This window comes from uncultured Parabacteroides sp., from assembly GCF_947855115.1.
Classification (GTDB): Bacteria; Bacteroidota; Bacteroidia; order Bacteroidales; family Tannerellaceae; genus Parabacteroides.
Genome location: NZ_CANTZW010000042.1, coordinates 1 through 22,787, shown reverse-complemented (window position 1 = coordinate 22,787; position 22,787 = coordinate 1). Strand labels below are relative to the sequence as shown.

Annotated in this window: 18 protein-coding genes, 1 tRNA gene and 1 pseudogene; 16 read left to right on the top strand and 4 right to left on the bottom strand. The window is 43.2% G+C overall.

Features of this window, described 5'->3' with window-relative positions:
* The first annotated feature begins 65 nt into the window (after window positions 1–65).
* From Q0110_RS17265 to Q0110_RS17245, 5 genes are all read left to right on the top strand, one after another.
* Complete coding sequence (locus tag Q0110_RS17265) at window positions 66–821, top strand: succinate dehydrogenase/fumarate reductase iron-sulfur subunit (RefSeq protein ID WP_297909373.1); 756 nt, start codon at window positions 66–68, stop codon at window positions 819–821.
* A gap of 424 nt (window positions 822–1,245) precedes the next feature.
* Window positions 1,246–2,457 (top strand): radical SAM protein, encoded by a 1,212-nt coding sequence (locus tag Q0110_RS17260; protein WP_297909370.1) that lies wholly within the window; start codon window positions 1,246–1,248, stop codon window positions 2,455–2,457.
* A 32-nt stretch (window positions 2,458–2,489) separates the two neighbouring features.
* Entirely contained in the window at window positions 2,490–3,740 is a 1,251-nt protein-coding gene (locus Q0110_RS17255; protein ID WP_297909367.1) for a glycosyltransferase, read from the top strand.
* A 388-nt stretch (window positions 3,741–4,128) separates the two neighbouring features.
* Window positions 4,129–4,896, top strand: a complete 768-nt coding sequence (locus Q0110_RS17250) for a DUF5668 domain-containing protein (RefSeq protein ID WP_297909364.1) — start codon at window positions 4,129–4,131, stop codon at window positions 4,894–4,896.
* Window positions 4,897–4,903: 7 nt separating this feature from the next.
* Window positions 4,904–5,701, top strand: coding sequence for a LytTR family DNA-binding domain-containing protein (locus Q0110_RS17245; protein ID WP_297909361.1), 798 nt, complete (start codon window positions 4,904–4,906; stop codon window positions 5,699–5,701).
* Window positions 5,702–6,200: 499 nt separating this feature from the next.
* On the opposite strand, the gene Q0110_RS17240 is transcribed toward Q0110_RS17245, so the two are convergent.
* Both Q0110_RS17240 and Q0110_RS17235 read right to left on the bottom strand, forming a co-directional pair.
* Window positions 6,201–6,719: an FKBP-type peptidyl-prolyl cis-trans isomerase gene (locus Q0110_RS17240; RefSeq protein ID WP_297909358.1), complete on the bottom strand. Its 519-nt coding sequence runs from the start codon at window positions 6,717–6,719 to the stop codon at window positions 6,201–6,203.
* Window positions 6,720–6,723: 4 nt separating this feature from the next.
* Complete coding sequence (locus Q0110_RS17235; RefSeq protein ID WP_297909355.1) at window positions 6,724–8,268, bottom strand: glycine--tRNA ligase; 1,545 nt, start codon at window positions 8,266–8,268, stop codon at window positions 6,724–6,726.
* 137 nt (window positions 8,269–8,405) lie between these two features.
* Here Q0110_RS17235 and Q0110_RS17230 point away from each other — a divergent pair, with 137 nt between their 5' ends.
* From Q0110_RS17230 to Q0110_RS17205, 7 genes and pseudogenes are all read left to right on the top strand, one after another.
* Window positions 8,406–9,842 (top strand): Gfo/Idh/MocA family oxidoreductase, encoded by a 1,437-nt coding sequence (locus tag Q0110_RS17230; protein ID WP_297909352.1) that lies wholly within the window; start codon window positions 8,406–8,408, stop codon window positions 9,840–9,842.
* A gap of 487 nt (window positions 9,843–10,329) precedes the next feature.
* Window positions 10,330–12,060: a hypothetical protein gene (locus tag Q0110_RS17225; protein WP_297909349.1), complete on the top strand. Its 1,731-nt coding sequence runs from the start codon at window positions 10,330–10,332 to the stop codon at window positions 12,058–12,060.
* Between the two features lie 95 nt (window positions 12,061–12,155).
* Window positions 12,156–12,473: a hypothetical protein gene (locus Q0110_RS17220; protein ID WP_297909346.1), complete on the top strand. Its 318-nt coding sequence runs from the start codon at window positions 12,156–12,158 to the stop codon at window positions 12,471–12,473.
* A 35-nt stretch (window positions 12,474–12,508) separates the two neighbouring features.
* The gene (locus Q0110_RS17215) at window positions 12,509–14,827 is read left to right on the top strand and encodes an outer membrane beta-barrel protein (RefSeq protein ID WP_297909343.1); all 2,319 of its coding nucleotides are present in this window, start codon (window positions 12,509–12,511) and stop codon (window positions 14,825–14,827) included.
* Between the two features lie 69 nt (window positions 14,828–14,896).
* A pseudogene (locus Q0110_RS18370) lies at window positions 14,897–14,995 on the top strand (hypothetical protein); the annotation flags it as partial.
* Between the two features lie 249 nt (window positions 14,996–15,244).
* Window positions 15,245–15,994, top strand: a complete 750-nt coding sequence (locus tag Q0110_RS17210; protein WP_297909340.1) for a glycosyltransferase — start codon at window positions 15,245–15,247, stop codon at window positions 15,992–15,994.
* A gap of 16 nt (window positions 15,995–16,010) precedes the next feature.
* On the top strand, window positions 16,011–16,277 hold the full coding sequence (locus Q0110_RS17205) for a cysteine peptidase family C39 domain-containing protein (protein WP_297909337.1): 267 nt from the start codon (window positions 16,011–16,013) through the stop codon (window positions 16,275–16,277).
* Between the two features lie 478 nt (window positions 16,278–16,755).
* Here Q0110_RS17205 and Q0110_RS17200 read toward each other — a convergent pair whose 3' ends face one another.
* On the bottom strand, window positions 16,756–17,328 hold the full coding sequence (locus tag Q0110_RS17200) for a porin family protein (protein WP_297909334.1): 573 nt from the start codon (window positions 17,326–17,328) through the stop codon (window positions 16,756–16,758).
* A 6-nt stretch (window positions 17,329–17,334) separates the two neighbouring features.
* Window positions 17,335–17,517 carry a hypothetical protein gene (locus Q0110_RS17195; protein ID WP_297909331.1) on the bottom strand — a complete coding sequence of 61 codons (183 nt, stop codon included), beginning with the start codon at window positions 17,515–17,517 and terminating at the stop codon, window positions 17,335–17,337.
* Window positions 17,518–17,804: 287 nt separating this feature from the next.
* Between Q0110_RS17195 and Q0110_RS17190 the strand changes: the two genes are divergently transcribed.
* The 4 genes from Q0110_RS17190 (at window position 17,805) to Q0110_RS17175 (ending at window position 22,603) form a co-directional block, all read left to right on the top strand.
* On the top strand, window positions 17,805–20,540 hold the full coding sequence (locus Q0110_RS17190) for a DNA gyrase/topoisomerase IV subunit A (RefSeq protein WP_297909328.1): 2,736 nt from the start codon (window positions 17,805–17,807) through the stop codon (window positions 20,538–20,540).
* A gap of 3 nt (window positions 20,541–20,543) precedes the next feature.
* Window positions 20,544–21,416 carry a DUF3316 domain-containing protein gene (locus Q0110_RS17185; RefSeq protein ID WP_297909325.1) on the top strand — a complete coding sequence of 291 codons (873 nt, stop codon included), beginning with the start codon at window positions 20,544–20,546 and terminating at the stop codon, window positions 21,414–21,416.
* 16 nt (window positions 21,417–21,432) lie between these two features.
* A complete protein-coding gene (locus Q0110_RS17180; RefSeq protein ID WP_297909322.1) occupies window positions 21,433–22,449 on the top strand; it encodes a S41 family peptidase in 1,017 nt (338 codons plus the stop codon).
* Between the two features lie 72 nt (window positions 22,450–22,521).
* Window positions 22,522–22,603: transfer RNA gene (locus tag Q0110_RS17175), tRNA-Leu, on the top strand.
* Window positions 22,604–22,787 lie beyond the last annotated feature (184 nt).

Sequence of the window (22,787 nt, the reverse complement as noted above, 5' to 3'; positions counted from 1 at the left end):
AGTTCGTTGTTCCTCAAACACGTAACTACAAGAAGTAATAATCATCAATCACAAAAATTAGAATCATGGATAAAGATATAAATGTCACACTCAAAGTTTGGCGTCAGAAGGGTCCGAAAGAAAAAGGGCAATTCGAGACTTACCAGATGAAGAACATCAACCAAAGTGTCTCTTTCTTGGAAATGTTGGATATCTTGAACGAACAACTGGTCAACGAAGGTAAGGAACCGATCGTATTCGACCACGACTGTCGCGAGGGTATCTGCGGTATGTGCTCCTTATACGTAAACGGACATCCTCACGGACCGGCGACCGGAGCTACGACTTGCCAGTTATATATGCGCCGTTTCCACGATGGCGAAACCATTACGATCGAGCCATGGCGCTCCGCGGGTTTCCCTGTGATCCGCGACTTGATGGTAGACCGTTACGCTTACGACAAAATCATCCAGGCCGGTGGTTTCACATCTGTCAACACGGGTGGTGTACCTGACGCTAACGCAATACCTATCCCTAAGAAAGACGCGGATTTAGCGATGGACGCAGCTGCTTGTATCGGTTGTGGAGCTTGTGCAGCCGCTTGTAAGAATGGTTCTGCCATGCTGTTCGTATCCGCTAAGGTCAGCCAGTTGGCATTATTGCCTCAAGGTAAAGTAGAGGCTGCTCGCCGGGCAAAAGCCATGGTCGCAAAAATGGACGAGCTTGGCTTCGGAAACTGTACGAACACCCGTGCTTGCGAGATGGAATGCCCGAAAAACATCTCGGTTAGCAACATCGCCCGTTTGAACCGTGAGTTCATTTGCGCTAAACTACAAGACTAATATTTGGATTAGTATATCATAAAAAATGCATCTTCCTTTCAAGGGAAGATGCATTTTTATTTTTGTTATATGTTGCAAAACATAATTTAGCACTATAAGTCTTGACAAGATTTGAAAAGTCCGTATATTTGCATCGTGGTTTTTTCATAATAGTATTAGATTTAAGGTTAACAAAGTTTGGTTAGGGCTTGTCGGGAGACAGGCTTTAATCGTTTATAGACTCACCATTTAAAGGTAGACCAAAAAAATACTGCAAATAGAGATTGTTTTACGTCGCTTTATCATCGACCTTTGCCTTTAAAGGATCATATCTATATGCTAATAAGTATTTTATTTGGCTTCTTATGCTATCTTCTCCGGGTGTTGATCAAACGCAAGGAAAAAATCATGCGCCAGATAAGACAAATGATAAAACAAAAATAAAATGGACAAAAAACGAACCACCAGTTCTTTCAGGGCAATGAGCACAGAAAGAAAACTCGAGTCGCTTTTCCTTTTCGTAACAGGCCGATGTAACGCTAAATGCGCAATGTGTTTCTACGCCCAAGAAATGGACAAGAAACAACCCGACCTGACCTTTGAAGAAATCAAGAAAATATCAGAAACCGCCGGGCAATTCAACCGGTTATGGATATCCGGGGGAGAACCTACCCTACGTGAGGATCTGCCGGAAATACTGGAGTTATTCTATAGAAACAATCATATCAAAGATGTAAACATCCCCACGAACGGCTTAAAATCAGACCGAATCGTGGAATGGATAAAACGATTCCGCCAGAACTGCCCGGACAGCAATATCAACGTAAGCCTGTCTTTAGATGGCTTCGGCAACACCCATGATACACAGAGGGGCGTACCGGGTAATTTTTATAAGGCATTGGAAACCCTGCGTAAAATACAAGAAAATTTCGGAGACGATGGTAAGGTCTTAAAGAATATAGCAACCGTCATCACGAAATATAATATAGATCAGATAGAAGACTTCATGGCTTGGATATACGGACGTTTCCGTATCTCTACACATACAATAGAAGCCGCCAGAGGCACGACCCGCGACGATGGCGTGAAAGTCCTGACCGAACCAACACTACGCAAGATACAAGACAATATATCTCCCATCTACTCTGCTTACGCAGACCGAATGGTAGCAGATACCACCGGCTTAAGAAAACCGATCACACGTTTCTTCTATCTAGGCCTTATACGTACTTTATACAACGTGCGTGCCAGCAACATAGATCACCCGACACCTTGGGGCATGGATTGTACGGCCGGCGAAACCACTTTAGTAATCGACTATGACGGACGTTTTCGCGCCTGTGAGCTACGACAGCCGCTAGGAAACATCAAAGAATACGGCTGCGACATTAGCAAAGTGATGAGTAGCGAAGCGATGAAACAAGAAATCTCCGCTATCGGACACGGATACAAAGCGAATTGCTGGTGTACGCACGGCTGCTGGATCACCTCATCCGTCATTTTTAATCCACGTAAGATGATTCGATCCGTATACAAAGGATATCGGGAAACAAAGCGGTTGAACCGTCCTATAGCTATCGACGAGCAGAAACTACAAGCGATGGAAACCAAATATAATCTGGATATCGAACGTTTGCATCAACTGAACATCCGGTAAACAGGCCTACATATAGCCTAAATAAACGCAACATGAAGATATTATTAGTAACCAGAGGCTCACAAGGCGACATCCTTCCCTATCTAGCCATAGCGGCAGAGTTGAAAAGACGTGGCCATGAGGTGACGATCAACCTGCCTCAAATATTCGAGGAGGCCGTTAAACCCTACGGACTCAAATATGTACTGCAACCGTTTGACGACATCGGAGGCATGATCGATAGCGCGACACAAAACTCGCATAAATTCCGGCCATTCCTCAAATGGATGCGGAACGTAATAGATAAGCAATTTGATCAATTGATCCCCCTGCTGGAAGAACATGATATTTTAGTATCGACCAACTCGGAATTCGCTGTCGCAAGTATCGCCGAGTACTGCAAGAAGCCATTGATACGCACCGCCTACGCTCCATTCCTGCCGGGAAAGAAAATCCCTCCGGCCGTATTGCCGTTTCCCAAGCCCAACCCGATCATCACTCCCGCTATCCTATGGAAACTGATGAACCGGATGACCAATTTCATGGTGAAAGACACGGTTAATAAAAACCGGGCGAAATACGGGCTTACCCCAATCCGCAACTTTGGCTATCATGCGGGAGAACATTCATATAATTACCTGCTTTTCAGTCAACATCTAGGAAATGTAGATACGGCCTGGACATTCGAATGGGCGATCGGCGGCTATTGCTTTAATGACACTTTTCAATATAACGAAAAGGCCTACGAGGAAATGATGTCATTCGTCGGCAGTTCTCAAAGCCCCATTATCTTTTTCACCCTCGGAAGTTGCAGTTCCAAAGATGGCAATCGCTTCAGCCAAACCCTAGTCGAGGTTTGCAAGCGGCATGACTATCGGCTCATCATCGGTTCCGGGTGGGCAAAGACAGGAATCACCCTACAAGCGGATAAACATCTATTTTTAATGAAACACCCGATTCCGCACAATTTAATATTTCCACATTGCGACGGTGTCATCCATCATGGTGGTTGCGGTACGACCCATAGCGTAGGCAGGGCCGGGAAGCCCCAACTAATCACTCCGCTAATCATCGATCAGCCCTATTGGTCTTACCGAGTCGGGCAATTAGGATTAGGGCCGGAAGGAATCAAAATAGCGAAAGCGGGTAAGCAGGAAATAGAACGCAAAGTCTGTGACCTAGTCACCAACCCGCTTTATAAAAAGAACGCGGCCCATATAGGCGAGAGGATCCAGAAGGAAGAAGGCATAAAGAACATATGCGACTATATCGAAAAATTTAGAAGCCACTCAAACGCCCATTAGACTTTATTATATGTTACAAAACACAATTTAGCACTAAATACTATTGACAAATTACGGTAACTCCGTATATTTGCATCGTGGTTTTTTCATAATAGTATTAGATTTAAGGTTAACAAAGTTTGGTTAGGGCTTGTCGGGAGACAGGCTTTAATTGTTTTATAGGGTATACTTCTCGTCAAACAACCGATTCACACGGGAATAAACAAATCTTTATCCCTTCCCATCAAGATCTATCAGCCCTTGCTACAAAATACGTTTCTTCCTATTCAAGCCTTTTTTAATCGGGATTATTCGGTTATTCGCCGATACCGGTATCGAAATCAACGATATTTACTTGCGTATAGGATAAAAGCCCCGTACATTTGATGAAAAACAAAAAATGGAACTTATGGACATGAAAGATTATGACAACGATTTTAAACAGAAAAGGACAAACGGATATCTTGTCGCTACCCTATTTATCATTGTCGGTATATTATTCTTACTGCGGAACCTGGGAATGATAGATCCCTCCTTATTCAACTTGATCGTATCTTGGCCGATGTTGCTTGTCGTATGGGGTATCTTTACGATCTTCCACCGCCATCCGGTAGGAGGCACGCTTCTCATAGGTGTAGGGGTCTATTTCCTTTTCCCGCAGTTAAATTGGATCACGAACGATTTCTTACGTGTATATTGGCCGCTGGGGTTAATCCTGTTAGGATTGGTCATCATGCTGAAACGGAAAGACTCCATCGGCAGGAAGAAACATAAACATCCTTTCGACCATCCCCTTTTCGGACACAGGAAACCTAGCGATGAGATCAACTACGAAACAGACAACGGTTTCGTATCGGTCGACGCCACATTCAACTCGATAAAACACATCGTACTAGACCCCGTATTCAAGGGGGCAGACATAAACGTATCTTTCGGCAACGTGATCCTTGATCTTAAAAAAACAACCTTAGAGGCAGATGAAACCGTTATAAACATAGATAGCTCCTTCAGCGGCGTGGTAATATACGTCCCTAAAGGATGGCTGGTTCGCCTGAAGGTAGATTCCTTCTTGGCCGGATGCCAAGACATGAGAGACCTGACAGAAGTAACCGACATGACACACACACTACATATATGTGGCGACTTGTCGTTCAGCGGCCTTGAATTAAGAGACTAAACGCATTATGCAAGAACATCCTATTACAACATCCATATTACATAAAGGGCTGGGAAGCCTATTATTACTTTTAGCCATAGCGATCCAATGCGCGTTATTAACCATTTATGGCGATCTCCCGCCAAGCGTCACCTTGGCCGACAGCCTGCTTTCCGTAGCGTTGTTCGCCATAGCGGGATATTATCTTTGGTATGTACAATGTACGTTACATATCATACAAGCACGAGCGGCTCTCGCCATACTCGTACAGATCGCTTACATAGCCGGATGCTCGATCATACTACAAATATTTAAGCTGGAGGATTGGGAGGAATTCTCGGTCACGATTCCTTTCCGGTTCCTGTTTGGCCTAATGGCGTGGATCATCCTATCCCAATGGTACGCCAGCCAAGAGAAAAAAGAGGACACGTCATCGCCCGGGAGACAGACAGAAATCGAGGAAGAAAGAGTACCGGCAGTTTCCCAAGACGCAGAGACATTAGACCGTATATCCGTGAAAGACGGGGCACGTATCCATATCATTCCTATAAAGGAGATATTTTACCTGCAAGCCTGTGGAGACTATGTGACTTTATTCACCACCACCGGCCAGCACGTAAAAGAACAAACCATGAAATATTTCGAGCGAAACCTCCCCTCACCGGAGTTCGTACGTATACACCGCTCTTACATCGTCAATACGGAGCAGATCCTGCGAGTAGAGTTATTCGGGAAAGAGACCTATCAAGTACGGTTAAAAGACGGCACCTATCTTCGTGCCAGCAGCGCCGGCTATAAGTTACTGAAAGAGCGCCTTTCCCTTTAGCACTACCACGATACACACACATATATATATACCCAGTTGTAGAGACGGGGCGTGCCCCGTCTCCCACCGTCTGATAGTATCTTTAAGTTACCATTTCGAGGGGATGAGACGGGGCACGCCCCGTCTCTACAACTAGGTATATATGTGGGGGCAAGGGGTGAGCAATCTTATAAAGGGGATCTAATCTCCGTTAAAATTAGAAGATTTTGATTGTAATATATAGAGTTTTATGTTGTATAATATTTTTTGACAGGTACGAATATGTTGCTTAACATATATTAGCCGTAAAAGGCTTGACAAAAGGTATTGACAAACGTATCTTTGCACTGTGGTTTTTTCATAATAGTATTAGATTTAAGGTTAACAAAGTTTGGTTAGGGCTTGTCGGGAGACAGGCTTTAATTATTTATAGGGGTTTGCTCTCCCCCAGGTTACATATAACTATAAAAAACGGCCACCCCTAAAAAGAGGCGGCCGCAATTATTTTTGACGAAAGAATCTATTCCTCGATAATTTTTGTAACTTCCAGATCAAAGATCAAAGTCGTATAAGGCTTTATCGTGACAGTTCCCGATTCACTCCTTCCAATCGAACCGTATCCCATCTGTTGAGGAATCCAAATCTCCCAACGGTCTCCCGGATGCATATTCTGCAAGGCTGTAGCAAAACCGTCTACCCTAGCAGAAACAGTAATCTCGGCAGGAGCCCCTGCCTCAAACGATTTATCATCAAAAACCGTACCATCAATAAATGTTCCTTTATAGTAACACTCCACCTTGCTCGTATAATAGATTTGTTCCTTACTCTCGCCTTCCTTAAGTACCTTGTAAAGAATAAATCCGGCATTACTCTGAGAACTTAATTGCTCGAATCCAGGAACCAGCATCTGGGCCTGAAAAGCCTCCTCATTCTGGACTTTCCAAACCTCATCCACCTCCAGTGTTTCCTCATCATCCCCGCAAGAGGTGATCATGAGCACACAAAACAACATCAACGCAATATGCCAGTACTTTTTCATCCGTTTATCCAATTATCTTTTTCAACAAATTCTTCATGCTTACCTTCTCCGTAATAATATCGTGAAGCTTATCGATGCTTACACGCTCTTGCTCCATCGTATCGCGGAAACGGATCGTCACGCAATTATCCTTCAAGGTGTCATGGTCTACCGTAATACAATACGGAGTACCTATCGCATCCTGACGGCGATAACGCTTACCGATAGAATCCTTCTCGTCGTATTGGCAACGGAAGTCGAAACGCAACATGTTCACAATCTCCTCGGCTTTCTCGGGCAGGCCATCCTTCTTCACCAATGGCAATACGGCCAACTTGATCGGAGCCAAGGCTGCGGGCAATTTCAATACCACGCGGCTCTCTCCGTTCGCCAGTGTCTCCTCGCAATAAGAACCCGCCATGATACTCAAGAACACGCGATCCACGCCGATCGAGGTCTCGATCACATACGGCGTATAGCTCTGGTTCAATTCCGGATCGAAATATTGGATTTTCTTACCGGAGAATTTCTCATGCTGGCTCAAGTCGAAGTTCGTACGGCTATGGATACCCTCCACTTCCTTGAACCCGAACGGCATCTCGAACTCGATATCCGTAGCGGCGTTGGCGTAGTGAGCCAATTTCTCGTGATCGTGATAACGATACTTCTCGTCGCCCAAGCCAAGAGCCTGGTGCCATTTCAAGCGCGTAGCCTTCCATTTCTTGAACCATTCGATCTCCTCACCCGGACGAACGAAGAACTGCATCTCCATTTGCTCGAACTCACGCATACGGAAGATAAACTGGCGGGCCACGATCTCATTACGGAACGCCTTACCGATCTGGGCGATACCAAACGGAATCTTCATGCGGCCGGTCTTCTGCACGTTCAAGAAATTCACGAAAATACCTTGAGCCGTCTCCGGGCGAAGATAAACCTTCATCGCACCATCCGCGGTAGAACCCATATCCGTAGAGAACATCAAATTGAACTGGCGAACCTCCGTCCAGTTACGGGTTCCGGAAATCGGGCAAACGATCTCGCAATCCAAGATCAATTGACGAAGATCCTCGAAGTTAGACTCGTTCATCGCCTTGCTGTAACGCTCATGGATCTCATTCCATTTCGCTTGATGCTCCAGCACACGAGGATTCGTCTCACGGAACTTAGCCTCATCGAAAGCCTCCCCGAATCTCTTAGCGGCCTTCGCCACCTCCTTATTTATTTTTTCCTCGATCTTTCCCAAGTGGTCCTCGATCAAAACGTCCGCACGGTAACGTTTCTTCGAGTCCTTATTATCGATCAACGGATCATTAAAAGCGTCAACATGGCCGGAAGCTTTCCAGATAGTAGGGTGCATGAAAATAGCGGAATCGATACCCACTACATTCTCATGCAGCAAAGTCATGCTATCCCACCAATATTTTTTTATATTATTCTTTAACTCAACACCATACTGGCCGTAATCGTATACCGCTCCCAATCCGTCATAAATCTCAGAAGAGGGAAATACGAAACCATACTCCTTACAGTGTGAAACCAATTTCTTAAAAACATCTTCTTGTGCCATAATATACTAATTTGCTATTGATCCATCATTAAAGTTGCAAAGTAAATGATTTTTTCCGTAACTATGGAAAGTTTTGTATATTTACGACGTAAATCGTTAGTGTTTGCGCAAACAGTATAATTTAAACAGATAATACCATGAAATCAGAAGAAATCTCACGCCGCTCGTTCCTGAAGCGAGCGCTAGCTTTATCGGCAGTATCAGCGATCCCGTCGTTCTGGACCCCCGCCCGGGGAGGCGTTCTACCTACTTCCCCGCTAATCAGCGCCAACGACCGGGTAAACATAGCGTTTATCGGCATCGGACAACGAGGAGGCGAGATCGCCAAGGAATTGTATAACACAGGCCTGTGTAACGTAGTAGCACTCTGCGACGTGGATATGGGCGCCCCCCATACGCAAGAGATCATCAACATGTTCCCGAAAGCAGCCCGTTTTCAGGATTTCCGCACGATGTTCGACCGGATGGCAGACAAGATAGATGCCGTAACCGTAGGCGTGCCGGATCATTCCCACTTCCCGATCACGATCGAGGCGATGGCGCATGGTAAACACGTATATGTAGAGAAACCGATGGCCCGCACATTCCAAGAGATAGAGATCATGATGCGCGGGGCGAAGAAATACGGTGTTGTCACCCAGATGGGGAACCAAGGACACTCCGAGGCGAACTATTTCCAGTTCAAGGCATGGAAAGAGGCCGGTATCATCAAGGACGTGACAGCGATCACCGCCCATATGAACAACTCCCGCCGTTGGCACGGCTGGAACCCGAACATCAGGCATATGCCTATGGGAGAGCCGATTCCCGCCACGATGGATTGGGATACCTGGATCGGCGTAGCTCAATATCACGATTACAACCATGATTACCATTTGGGGCAATGGCGTTGCTGGTACGATTTCGGGATGGGAGCTTTAGGAGACTGGGGCGCTCATATTCTGGATACGGCGCATGAGTTCCTGGATCTGGGATTGCCTACGGAAGTAAATCCACTTTATTTGAAAGATCATAACCCGTTTTTCTTCCCGATGTCGTCTACCCTTCTGTTTAGATTCCCGGAAAGAGGAACTATGCCGGCCGTGGATATCACTTGGTACGACGGCCTGGACAATATCCCCGCCGTCCCGGAAGGTTACGGTGTTTCCGAGCTCGACCCGAACATCCCGACCGTAGCCGGCGGCAAGATACAACCGGCGAAATTGAACCCGGGTAAGGAAATCTACTCGAAAGAATTAACCTTCAAGGGAGGCTCTCATGGAAGTACCTTGTCTATCATCCCGGATGAGAAGGCGAAAGAGATGGCATCCCGCCTGCCGGAAGTTCCTCAAAGCCCGTCCAACCATTACGCAAACTTCCTGTTAAGTTGCATGGGCAAGGAGAAGACCCGCTCGCCATTCGCTATCGCCGGTCCGTTAAGCCAAGTATTCTGTCTCGGCGTATTGGCCCAACGCTTGAACCGCAAGCTCGTCTTCGACCGCGACACGAAACAGATCACGAACGATCCGGAGGCGAATAAGATGCTATGCGGAGTACCGCCTCGTAAGGGATGGGAACAATATTATACCATTTAATTGCAAAATGGAGAATTGAAAGTTATTCGTTCATCGCTTTAACTTTCAATTCTCCCAATATAATTTACAAACCCATTTGCTGCAACATCTACAACTACCCATACAATCGTCTGATCTTAGGATATCTAACTCATGGTGGCAGAAATTTCCATCACCAAACACAGCGATCCTCCACACTCACTATATAGCATTATCCGATCCTCTTTCAATACAGATAAAATATTAGCATATAGCTATTTGTAGTTTTTAGTACAAAAAAACTAAAGTTTTCCGTATAGAAAACTTTAGTTTAATAATCGGAAAACTTTTGTTTCTCCATAGGAAAACTTTTGCTTTGCCAAATATCTCCTTCCCTTCGCCAACGATGAGCGCAAACTATTCAAGATTGGCGTAAACTTCTCATCCGAGACACGTAACATTGAGCGGTGGATAATGGAATAGTGGAATAATATATGTATATTCGCATTCGGGAATCATGTAATTACCAATGAGAATCATCTTAATCATTATATTATATATCGGGATCGTCAGCGCATGTACCAGAAAGCCTGTTTATCCGGAAGCGATGTCTCAAGCGATACGATGCGTAGAGACACAACCCGATAGTGCCTTGCTATACCTCGACAGCATACTACCTTCCACGCTCCAAGCCGAGCCAGAGGAAACCTGGATGTATTACAATCTGTTAAAGATCAAAGCGAATGATAAACTCTATCATGAACATACTTCCGATTCCACCATTCAAGAAATCGTCCGGTTCTATGATAAATATGGAGACTTGCACAAACAGATGGAAGCCTACTATTATTTAGGCAGCGTCTATCGGGATCTGGGAGACGCACCCCGGGCGGTAAAGGCTTTCCAATATGTAACAAAACTTGGAGAAAAGACGAAAGAATATGGATTGATAGGGAAAGCCTATGGGCAAATTTGTATCTTGCTAACACAACAAGGTGTATACGACGAAGCGAATAAAGCGGGAAAGAAAGAACTTGAATATGCCATTTTGAGAAATGACAGCACCGCAGTCGGCTATTCCTTTCGCAATATCGCACGCATATTTCATGATCAGCATGAGCTTGACAGCGCATTATATTATTATATGGAAGGCTATGAGAAAGGAGCTATGCGGATAAAAAATATCATACTGAGTGAGGTACCATGGATTTATTATGACAAAGGGAAGCCGGAGAAAGCGAAATCGCTGATCTTTGAGTTGTTTGAGAAGGACAGATACTCGTATAACAACTGGGTACTTCTAGGAAAAATCTATCAACAAGCGGGCGAATTAGAAAAAGCTCGTGACTGTTATTATAATGTGCTAGGCAAAGGAAGTATCTATCAAATTCAAAGTGCTTACAAGGGATTATCTGAACTAGAGACACGATTAGGTCATCTGCCAGAGGCCATAGCTTACGCAAATAAAAGCTTAGCCTATCAAGACTCCATCAACCAATGGACGCAAACGGAGACAGTCGCGAAAATCCAAGCCCTATACAATTTCCAATCCTATGAGGAGGAAAATAACCGGCTGCAAGAAGCGAATAACCGCCATCAACGCTGGCTATTATTACTGACTTGCGGACTAATCGTATTAGCAAGCGGCGGCTATCTATATTACAATAGGCTTCTATACAAGAAAGCGAGGATCTTGCGATTGGCTCGGACCGCACGTATGCTCAATGAACTAGCCTACTCAAACAGCTTGGCCCTTATGGAAGACGAGAGACAAATGATAAAAAACCTCCAAACCCGCAGCCAACAACTAGAAAACGAAAAGAATTATTTACAGAAACGGCTTCAAGAGGTAGAAAATGATTTATCCTCTTATACCCAACTAGAAAAAAAAGGAGTAAAAGAAGCAAAGATTCCCCCGCACGTGCTAAGTTTTAGAAGCTCGGAAATTTATCATATTTTCCATCAGTGGAATGAGAACTCTGCCAAGATAACCGAAGAACAATGGCAAGAACTGCATACCGCCATTGATCTCACCTACCCTCGCTTCACGGATCGCTTGCTGACGCTTTACCCAAAACTTTCGGAGGTCGAATTACAAATCTGTTATCTGATCAAGATCTCACTTCCGCTCAAAACCATTGCCAAAATGCTGAACCGAAGTAATTCGGCTATCACCAACGCCCGCATCCGCATGTATAAAAAATTAAAAGGAATAGATGGGAAGGCTGAGTTTTTCGATCAATTTATATCTAGTTTATAAGTGATTATCACAAGTGAAAATTTTGTAAATTCACTTATTTGCAATACTCTACCCCCGACCCTACCTTTACGACCAAAACAAATACGAAATAATTTATGAAACATAACATGTACATTATAGGATTAATCCTTTTAGGTATCTTACAAGAATCCTCCATAACCATACAGGCAGTTCCAGACAATATAAATAACCGCCCGGAAGGGGATAGAAGCCTTCCGGTTTCTATCGACCAAAAAGGAGATATTATCTATATATCCGGTAATAGGGATATCTCGGATCTGCAAGTGATAATAACGGATTCTTTGGGGAATATATTACAAGAAGAGTATATCTCCTTAGATGCGCAACAGACCTTATATAGGAAACCTGCCCATGGGAGAATCTTATTATATGACCCTTCGTCAAGACGGTAATCGCATAATAACATACACTATAAAAAATAAATACAATGAAGATAGTTTTATCATTATTCATATTGTTGGCCCTCCCTTTCCAAGAATTGTTCGCTCAATCCTTCAAAGGAAAAATAATAGACGCTACGACTAAAGAAACTTTGTCATTTGCAAATGTAGTCCTTTTACAAGCGGTGGATTCGGCCTTCGTTACGGGTACGGTATCCGGAGATGACGGCACGTTCTCGCTAGTTCCCCCTACGGAAAAGTTGATCTTACGGATCTCATTGATCGGATATGAGACTTATACGGAGCCGTTCCACTCGCAAAACCAATCAATTATCGCCTTAACCCCGAAACAAGAGATGCTGTCGGAAGTGGTAGTAACCGGGCACGCCAAATTATTTAAGATGGAAAACGGTGGCATATCGGCAGATATTCAAAATACACCATTGAAAAGCATCGGGAATCTGTCGGAAGTATTGGGACAAATGCCGTTTGTCACAAAAACGGATAACGCTCTCACCGTCCTTGGCAAAGGAACACCTATTGTCTATATCAACAATCGTTTGGTACGAGACAATAACGACCTGTTACGCATCAACTCCAAAGACATAAAGAAAGTAACCGTCATCACCAATCCGGGAGCGGAGTATGACGCTTCGGTCAATGCGGTAATCAAAGTTGAGACCGCACGCCCGGTAGGGGAAGGGCTTAGTATTGATCTTTGGACTTACAATAAGTATAATAGTGAATGGTTCACTATGGATCGTGCGTCATTGAACTATCGTACAGGCAAATTAGACATATTCGCAAGTTTCGAGTATGCGAATATGTCTTTCCCGAAAGACAGAATTTGGACAAACGAAATACCAACAGAGGAAGGCACGAGAACAGTAATATCAAAACGGAAAGATGATGATATGTTAAAATACCGAATGCCTCAAGGAGGATTAAACTATATAATCAATGAAGATCACTCTTTTGGAGCACGTTACGAGTATTTCAACACATTCAGTACGAATTTCAATTACGATATAGATACATATGCTTCCCTTAATGAAAAGGAAGAACAGCCTGTCCATACACAAACTTATGGAGATTCTGACGCTCACAGCCATTATGTAAATGCTTATTATAACGGTAAAATCGCTGAATGGATGAATTTAAAACTAGATATAGATTACAAGACATCCAAAAATAACGGATACAATGGAGCGATCAATCTCCTTGAAGACAAAAGCGAAGAAAGCCAAAGGACAATAAATGGATCCCAATACGATCTATACGCAGGAAAATTAGTCTTAAAAACACCCTTATGGGGTGGAAACCTAACTTATGGGGCAGAGGGTTCCCATACTTATAACAAACAATATACTGATATTAAAGAAAACTCAGGCATCGATGGCCTTTATTCCAGCTGGAATAAAGTGACCCAAAAATTATATGCGGGTTTTATTTCATATAATCGATCCTTCGGGACTTTTTCCGGAGATTTAGGAATACGCTATGAGAATGTGGCATCCGAATATTTGCAAGACGGAAAAAGAATCAATGAACAGAGTCGAACACACAGGCGCTTGTTTCCAACCTTCCGTTTAAGCTACAACGGAAATAAAGATATTAGAATGGAATTAGCCTATCGCAATAGCGTATCTCGTCCATCTTATCAAAGCCTACGTAGTTCTATCACCTATATGGGTCCTTATACATACGGGAGTGGTAATCCCCTATTGCAACCAACATACACCAATAGTTTAACTTATACACTAGGCTGGAAACAATTTACATTCATGGGAGTCTACGATATGAGCGAAGATTATATGGCAGAAATCCCCGAGTTGTATATGAATAATTCCGTATTAGTTAAGAACAATAATATCGACAAGGCTCGTTTTCTAACACTTTCGCTAAATTACAGTTCCACTTTCGGTATTTGGAGACCCAATTGGGACGTTGCATTCAACAAGAACTATATTACTTACGGAGAACCAAGTATTACTTATAACAAACCTGTATTTTCCGCAAACTTCAGGAATGGATTTAGCATTAAGGGTTGGAATTTCGGATTAGACATACGTGCTCGAACTAAGGGGCATGATAACTATGTATGTTATAATGAGAAACCCTCTTGGAGCACGAATGTATATGTAAACACCTCCTTCTTCAAGGATCAATTACTAGTCGGCATACAAGGAAATGATATATTTAACACATACTCCGATGATATATCGTTACACTTTAACGGAATTAATTCCTATTGGGAGAATAGTATGTACAGACAGAATGTGATTTTTTCTTTAACTTACCGTTTCAACGCATCACCGAAACGATATAAAGGAAGCAACGCGACAGATGAAATTTGGAGATTATAGATCATCGATGAGATATTTAGTTATTGACTTAAAATTAAAAAATAAGAAAAAAGCACATTAGACAAATTAAGTTTGTCTGAAGCAGAAACTCTCTTAGAGCAAGAGATGGACGAATTAGTAGGTGGTGACAACTACTGCTATTGCAGCTCTTACGCAAAAGCAGTCTAAGGTATTCCCGAAGACAGCTCTAAAAAGAGAGGTAATCTGTTTTAAGATACCTCTCTTTTTATTACAAATCAAAATACGTTATGTGCAAAATAGTTTTAAATCCAGATTACAGCCTAAGAATACCACTAGAAGATAATGAACTTGCATTTTTATCTAATAAAGGAATCAAAGAATTTCATTTATCTTAATAGTACAGAAGATATAATTCTAAAAATAAATCCTTTTTGCAAATTTATAGAGAAGGAATCTATGAATCATTTTTCAAACTCAACAGATACGATGTATATTCCTAAAATCATACATCAAGTATGGTCTGGGATAGACAAACCTCTACCCAAATTATCTCAGATATTAGGAAGCACATGGAAAAGAGATTATCCAGAATGGGAATACATTCTTTGGGATAATGACAAAATGAACTCATTTGTACAAGAGTATTATCCCCAATATTGGGAAGTATATAACCTATTTCCATACAATATACAACGCTGGGATGCCATCCGCTACCTATTCCTATATAGATTCGGCGGTATGTATGTAGATTTTGATTATGAGTCTCTTCGCTCAATAGAGCCATTAATCAAAGGCAAAACTTGTTGCTTTTCGGAAGAGCCAGAGACTCATAAAGGAGGGGTCGGGAGAGAGGTCGATCGATATTTCAACAATGGGATGATGCTTTGTGTCCCCAATCATCCATTTATGGGAAAAATCATAGAAGCTGTCTTTTCCGATAAAGGAGATCTGTATGATATGCATAGATTCGATTATGTGTTAAAAACAACGGGGCCATGGAAATTAATGAATCTATACTACGATTCAAAGGAAAGCGAACGTAAAAACATCTATTTAATCCCGAAGCGATATGTAACGCCTTTCGACTATAATCAATCCCGAAGATTCATCTTGGAGAAGGAAAGAAGCGAAGAACTAGAAAACTGCCTAAAAGACGCTTACGCCATTCACTATTTCTTTAGTAACTGGCGCAAAGAGATAAAATAGTAGATAGAGACCCGCTATGTTCAAAGAGAGATTCCCTTTTTACCATCAACACGATGCCAACGACTGTGGCCCTACTTGCCTGCGAATGATCGCTGCTTATCATGGAAAGCGATATTCGCTGGAATATATATGCGAACAATCCTGCTTTATTCGTACGGGAATATCTTTGCTGGGTATCAGTGAATCCGCTGAAAAACTAGGATTTAGGGCTATCGGTGCAAAAATCAGTTGGAACTATAATGAGAGATCTAGAACATATCAAATTGTATCAAGGAGAGAATGACGATATCTTAAGTAGGCCCCCCTCTTTCCTTGTAAAAGCCGGGACTCTTTTAATTTGCCTGACTTTAACAGGTATGCGTATTCTCAGCAATTATATCATGATACCGGATATGATTCATACTAAACTCGTAATCCCCAAAGATCGGATACCTGCGAGGAGTAAGAATATAGAAGCATCATTTATAACACAAGCCGGATACAAAGAACCTCTTCTGCTTAATAGAAAACAAAAAATCATTATTGAATTGCTACTCTACCACAAACGGAAATTACGTTTTACCCGTACAAATACCTATCAATGAACAATCTATATTCAGTAAAGTTATTTCTTGCTTTAAAAATATCTTATGAGGATATGAGCTCAGAGATTAAACTAGGCCGTATTAAAACAAATCCATAGATATACAATCTGTAAAAAAGGGAAGTAACCCAAATGTAAAACATTTGCCGGATACCTCCCTCTTCTTACTATTTTAAGTTTAAAGCTTGAACTTATACCCAACCGTCAGGCTCATCGTATTGTAATTGGCACCGATACTTCTTACCTCATACAGAGAGAAATTATCGCCATCGATCTTATAGTTACCACCCTCATCACTTAAAGAGAGATCATACCCCAGATTCATCACCCAGTTATTCACCTCTATACCAAAAGATGCCGTCAATCCCCAATCAAAAGAATTTATATCCCGGAACGGATGATCAGCGTTTCCAGCCTCATCATATCCCGGATAACCATAATTATATCCTAGGCCGGTAGCTCTGGTGTATTTGCCCAATGTCTCAGGCGTTTTCGAATATCCTATAGTTAAAGAAGAGCCCCAATCGGTTTTATTCTTAACGGATACACCCGCATACATACCAACCGCCAAGTGCATACGGACATCCTCCGAGACTTTCCACGAGAAATCTGCCATAACCGGCAATTGCAAGAAATGTCGCGTGATACCACCTCCCATCATTTCTCGTAAAATAGATGTTTCCGTTTCTGTAGTCCGGGGATAAGTACCCATTGAATAACCCCGATTCGCATAGTACAAACCGGATTTCAAACCAATTCACCCGGGCTTAAACTGATAAGAGACACCTACTCCTACTTTTACTCCCGGACGCCAACTCGACCCTGTTCCAACACGATTAACCGCGGCAAATCCACCCTCTGGAGTAATCCCCCAACGCGACTGAGCGCTCACCATCAAGCCACTCAAAGCACATAATACAAATAAAATCAACTTCTTCATATCATTATTCTTTTATATGTAAATATCAATTGTTATTGATAAGACAAAAAATTCCGGCAAACCCCTATTTCAATCCCTATTTTATAGTTACCTCACACCTAAAATGGTATATATCAATCTTTTCACTATATTTGATGCAGAAATCGTTCTTGATGTCATTAAAGATAAACTACCCCCATTATTAGTTACAATCAGCCAAATTATCAAAGAAATAGAATAGAATTTGCTATATTTACACCCTATTAGCAATTTGCCGTAATAGCGCTGTGTAGAAAGAACTGGATTTTATGAGACCGGAAGATAAAGAAGACGATTATATCGAAGATAAGGAAAACGAGGAAATTGAGGATGTAAATAGTAATACCCCAGATAACGAGACTGCGGAGGAAGAGGCAAGTACCCATTCCGACTACAAAGTCCCGGGAAAAGGGGACGCACGTGTCACGACCTATCATTTGTCCGGGATGTACCAAAACTGGTTCCTGGACTACGCTTCCTATGTGATCTTGGAACGGGCCGTTCCGCATATCAACGATGGATTGAAACCAGTACAACGACGTATCCTGCATTCCATGAGAAGGCTGGATGACGGCCGGTACAACAAGGTCGCGAATATCGTAGGTCATACGATGCAGTTCCACCCCCACGGAGACGCTTCTATCGGAGATGCCCTGGTACAACTGGGGCAAAAGGATTTACTGATCGATTGCCAAGGTAACTGGGGTAATATTTTGACGGGAGATGGAGCCGCCGCCCCCCGTTATATAGAAGCCCGCCTTTCCAAATTCGCCCTAGAGACCGTATTCAATCCCAAAACGACCCTTTGGCAACTTTCTTACGACGGACGCAACAAGGAACCGGTTACCTTGCCGGTAAAATTCCCCTTATTGCTAGCGCAAGGCGTGGAAGGTATCGCCGTAGGTCTGTCCTCAAAGATACTGCCTCATAATTTCAATGAGCTATTAGACGCTTCTATCGCCTACCTACGGGGAGAGGAGTTTACGCTATATCCGGATTTCCAGACGGGTGGTTCTATAGACATTGCCAAGTATAATGACGGAGAGCGAGGAGGATCGGTGAAAGTCCGCGCGAAAATCGGCAAACTTGATAATAAAACGCTGGTTATCTCGGAGATACCGTATGGGAAAACAACCTCTACCGTGATCGAGTCTATCTTGAAGGCGAACGATAAAGGAAAGATAAAGATCAAAAAGATAGACGATAATACCGCGAAAGAAGTAGAGATACTGGTACACCTGGCTCCGGGAGTCTCTTCGGACAAGACCATAGATGCCTTATACGCATTTACGGATTGCGAGATCAGTATCTCTCCGAATTGCTGCGTGATCAAAGAAGACAAGCCGCATTTCCTTACGGTGAACGATGTACTTCGCCATTCTGCGGACCGTACGCTAGGGTTATTACAGGAAGAACTCAAGATACAAAAACAAGAGCAGGAGGAAGCTTTATTCTTCGCCTCTCTCGAAAAGATTTTCATAGAGGAACGTATCTATAAAGATCCGGAATTCGAGAATGCCAAAAACATGGACGAAGCGGTATCCCACATCGACCTTCGCCTAGAGCCGTTCAAACCTAAATTTATCCGCGAGGTCACACGAGACGATATCTTAAGGCTTATGGAGATCAAGATGGGACGTATCCTGAAATTCAACTCCGACAAGAGCAATGAGTTCATCGCGCAGACCTTGGAACAAATAGCCAAGATCAACGATAAACTGGAACATATCGTAGGCTACACGATCGATTGGTTTACCATGCTGAAAGAGAAATATGGAAAAGCTTATCCCCGCCATACCGTAATACGCAATTTCGACACGATCGAAGCGACCAAGGTTGTAGAAGCGAACGAGAAATTGTATATCAATCGTCAAGAGGGATTCATCGGCATGGGGCTGAAAAAGGATGAGTTTATATGTAATTGCTCGGATATAGACGATATCATCATCTTTTATCGTAACGGAACATACAAAATCGTCAAGGTGGCAGATAAAATGTTTATCGGCAAAGACATCCTATATGTCAACGTGTTTAAGCGTAACGACAACCGGACGATTTACAATGTTATATACCGCGACGGTAAATTCGGATATAATTATATCAAACGCTTCGCCGTAACAGGCGCCACGCGCGACAGGGAATATGATCTAACCAAAGGTACCGAAGGCTCTCGCGTCCTTTATTTCAGCGCAAACCCGAATGGGGAGGCAGAGACCGTCAAGGTGATCTTAAAGCCTAAACCCCGGCAGAAACTGCTCGTTTTCGAGAAAAATTTCAGTGAGATCGCTATCAAGGGGCGTGGTTCCCAAGGGAATATCCTGACCAAAGCGGAAGTACACAAGATCAGTCTCAAGCAGAAAGGTTCTTCCACGTTGGGAGGCCGGGAAGTATGGTTTGACTGGGACGTGCTCCGGTTAAATTACGACGGGCGAGGGGAAGATCTTGGCGAATTCCACAGCAACGATCAAATATTGGTGATCTTGCCGAATGGAGATTTCTACGCCACGAATTTCGACCTCAGCAATCACTATGAGGCCAATATCATGGTCATCGAGAAATACCAGCCAAGTAAGGTATGGACCGCCGTACTATACGACGCAGACCAGAAATATTATTATATCAAACGATTCTTGCTGGAAGTAAACACCCGGAAGCAGAATTTTCTGGGAGAGAATCCGAAAAATCGCTTGATGTTGCTCACGGATGAGGTGTATCCTCGTATCGAGGTGATATTCGGAGGGCACGACGCATTCCGGGAGGCTCTCATCCTGGATGCCGATGAATTTATCGCGGTAAAAGGCTTCAAAGCCAAAGGGAAACGAATCTCAACATTTGAGATCGGGACAATCAATGAGTTGGAACCTAATCGCTTCGTTCCTACTGAAAACACATCGGAGCCAAATGATGCCGAAGGCAATGAGGGCGAGGATACCGCTGGAGACGGACAGAGCACCACGGATATCATTGATGAAATTACAGGACAGATGAAATTGTTTGATGAATAACTTATGAAAGATATCACCTGTTTGATCGGTTTGTTTTTATTGTTTCTCGTATCATCGCCGGTCAAGGCCCAGTCTGACGAAGGCGATATACCTTGGTCCGTAAATGACGGGACAATGATCGGTATAGGAAAATACAATCTGATGGATACCTATTTATCTCCCAGCATGGAAGATAAAAAATATACAGGCCCCGGATTACGGATAATGAATGAACGGATGAAAATGGTCCGGTTGGCAAACTACCGGGTGTCTAGGCAACAAATCATAAGTGTTGATCTGGCTACTACGGATAATGCAGCCTCTACCGCTACGGATTTCGCGGGTTTCATTGATTATACGTTGGGATATCATTATCATTTGCCCACGGTATTGCCGGACTTAAAGCTGCTGGCAGGGGGAGCCGTACATGGTATGGGGGGATTTATATACAATACCCGTAACGGAAACAACCCGGCTTCGGCTAAAGCGGATATCGACTTGAACATTTCCGCTATGGCGATCTATAAGTTACGCATCAAGGATTATCCAATGACGCTACGCTACCAGCTCACGCTTCCATTCGCCGGTGTTTTATTCTCTCCTCATTACGGGCAATCGTATTACGAGATCTTCGACTTGGGGAATGCCTCGGGAGTGGTACGATTCAACTCTTTCCATAATAAATTTGCCATGAGAAATTTGTTCACGGTCGATTTCCCGGTTTGTCATTTCACGATACGGGCGGGTTACTTAAATAGTTCTTACCGCACGGATGTCAACGGGATACAGTCTCATATAATCTCTCACTCTTTTATGATCGGCCTCGTGAAAGAATTTATCTCTTTCGGAGGAAAACGCCTAAAGAATACCCGCCAATTCAGAAGTGCTTACTATTAAAAGGAAATCAAATGAAATGAAACGATATCTTATATATATATGTATATCCTTCGTATCCTTATTTGCCGGATGTGAGAAATCGGATGAATACGTAGCCTCTCCTCATGAGAACTTTGAGGCGCTCTGGAAAATATTGGATGAGAATTACTGCTTTTTCGAATACAAGGATATCGACTGGAATGAGGTTCACGACCGTTATAAAACACAGATAAGCGATACGATGGACCAATACGTCTTATTCGATGTATTAGGAAATATGCTGAACGAGTTAAAAGACGGGCACACCAATTTGATATCTACCTTTAATATGTCGCGGTATTGGGATTGGTACCTGGATTACCCGGACAATTTCTACTCCCAGATACAAGAGAATTACCTCGGGAAAAACTACTCGATCGCCGGAGGACTTAAGTATACGACACTCAGTGACGGGCAGATCGGATATATTTACTACGGAAGTTTTTCAAGTTCTGCCGGAGAAAGCGGGTTGGATCATATTTTCTATCAATTCAAGGATTGCAAAGGCTTGATCTTCGATGTCCGAGACAATGGCGGGGGTCTGTTATCAAACGCCGATCGCATCGCTTCCCGTTTCTTGGAGGAAAAGATATTAACCGGCTATATCCAGCATAAGACCGGTAAAGGACACGATGATTTCTCCGAGCCTTATCCTCTTTACCTCTCGCCCTCTGAGCGTATCCGCTGGTTACGCCCGGTCGTGGTCTTGACAAACCGCCATTGCTACAGCGCCGCCAATGATTTCGTACAGAAAGTACGCATGATGCCTTACGTTACGACGATGGGAGATCGTACGGGAGGCGGCAGTGGGCTTCCTTTCAACTCCGAGCTACCCAATGGATGGGGGGTTCGTTTCTCTGCGTCACCTATGTTGGACATAAACATGCAACACACGGAATTCGGGATCGATCCCCAACACAAAGTATCCATAACCCAAGAAGATATCGAGAAAGGAAAAGATACGATCATTGAGGCCGCGATCGCTCTTCTCTTGTCTGATTCCGGGAAGAAATAAGGTTTTACTAAAAAAATACCGCAAATATTTGCGGATTTATAAAAAAGCGTTACCTTTGCACACGATTCCAATGCGGCTGTGGTGTAATTGGTAGCCACGTCAGACTTAGGATCTGATGCTTCACGGCGTGGGGGTTCGAGTCCCTTCAGCCGCACAAATGAAAAGGAAAAGAACTAGAGTTTTTTTCCTTTTTTTGTATATATCTATATTTTTCCCTCCTAAGATGAATAAAATTGCCCGTATATATTATGATTGATAAATAGAAAAAAGCAGGAACTTAGTTCTGATAGAACTAAAGTAACAAAACCTCATTGTTTCTTTATAATTCTTATTTTTTC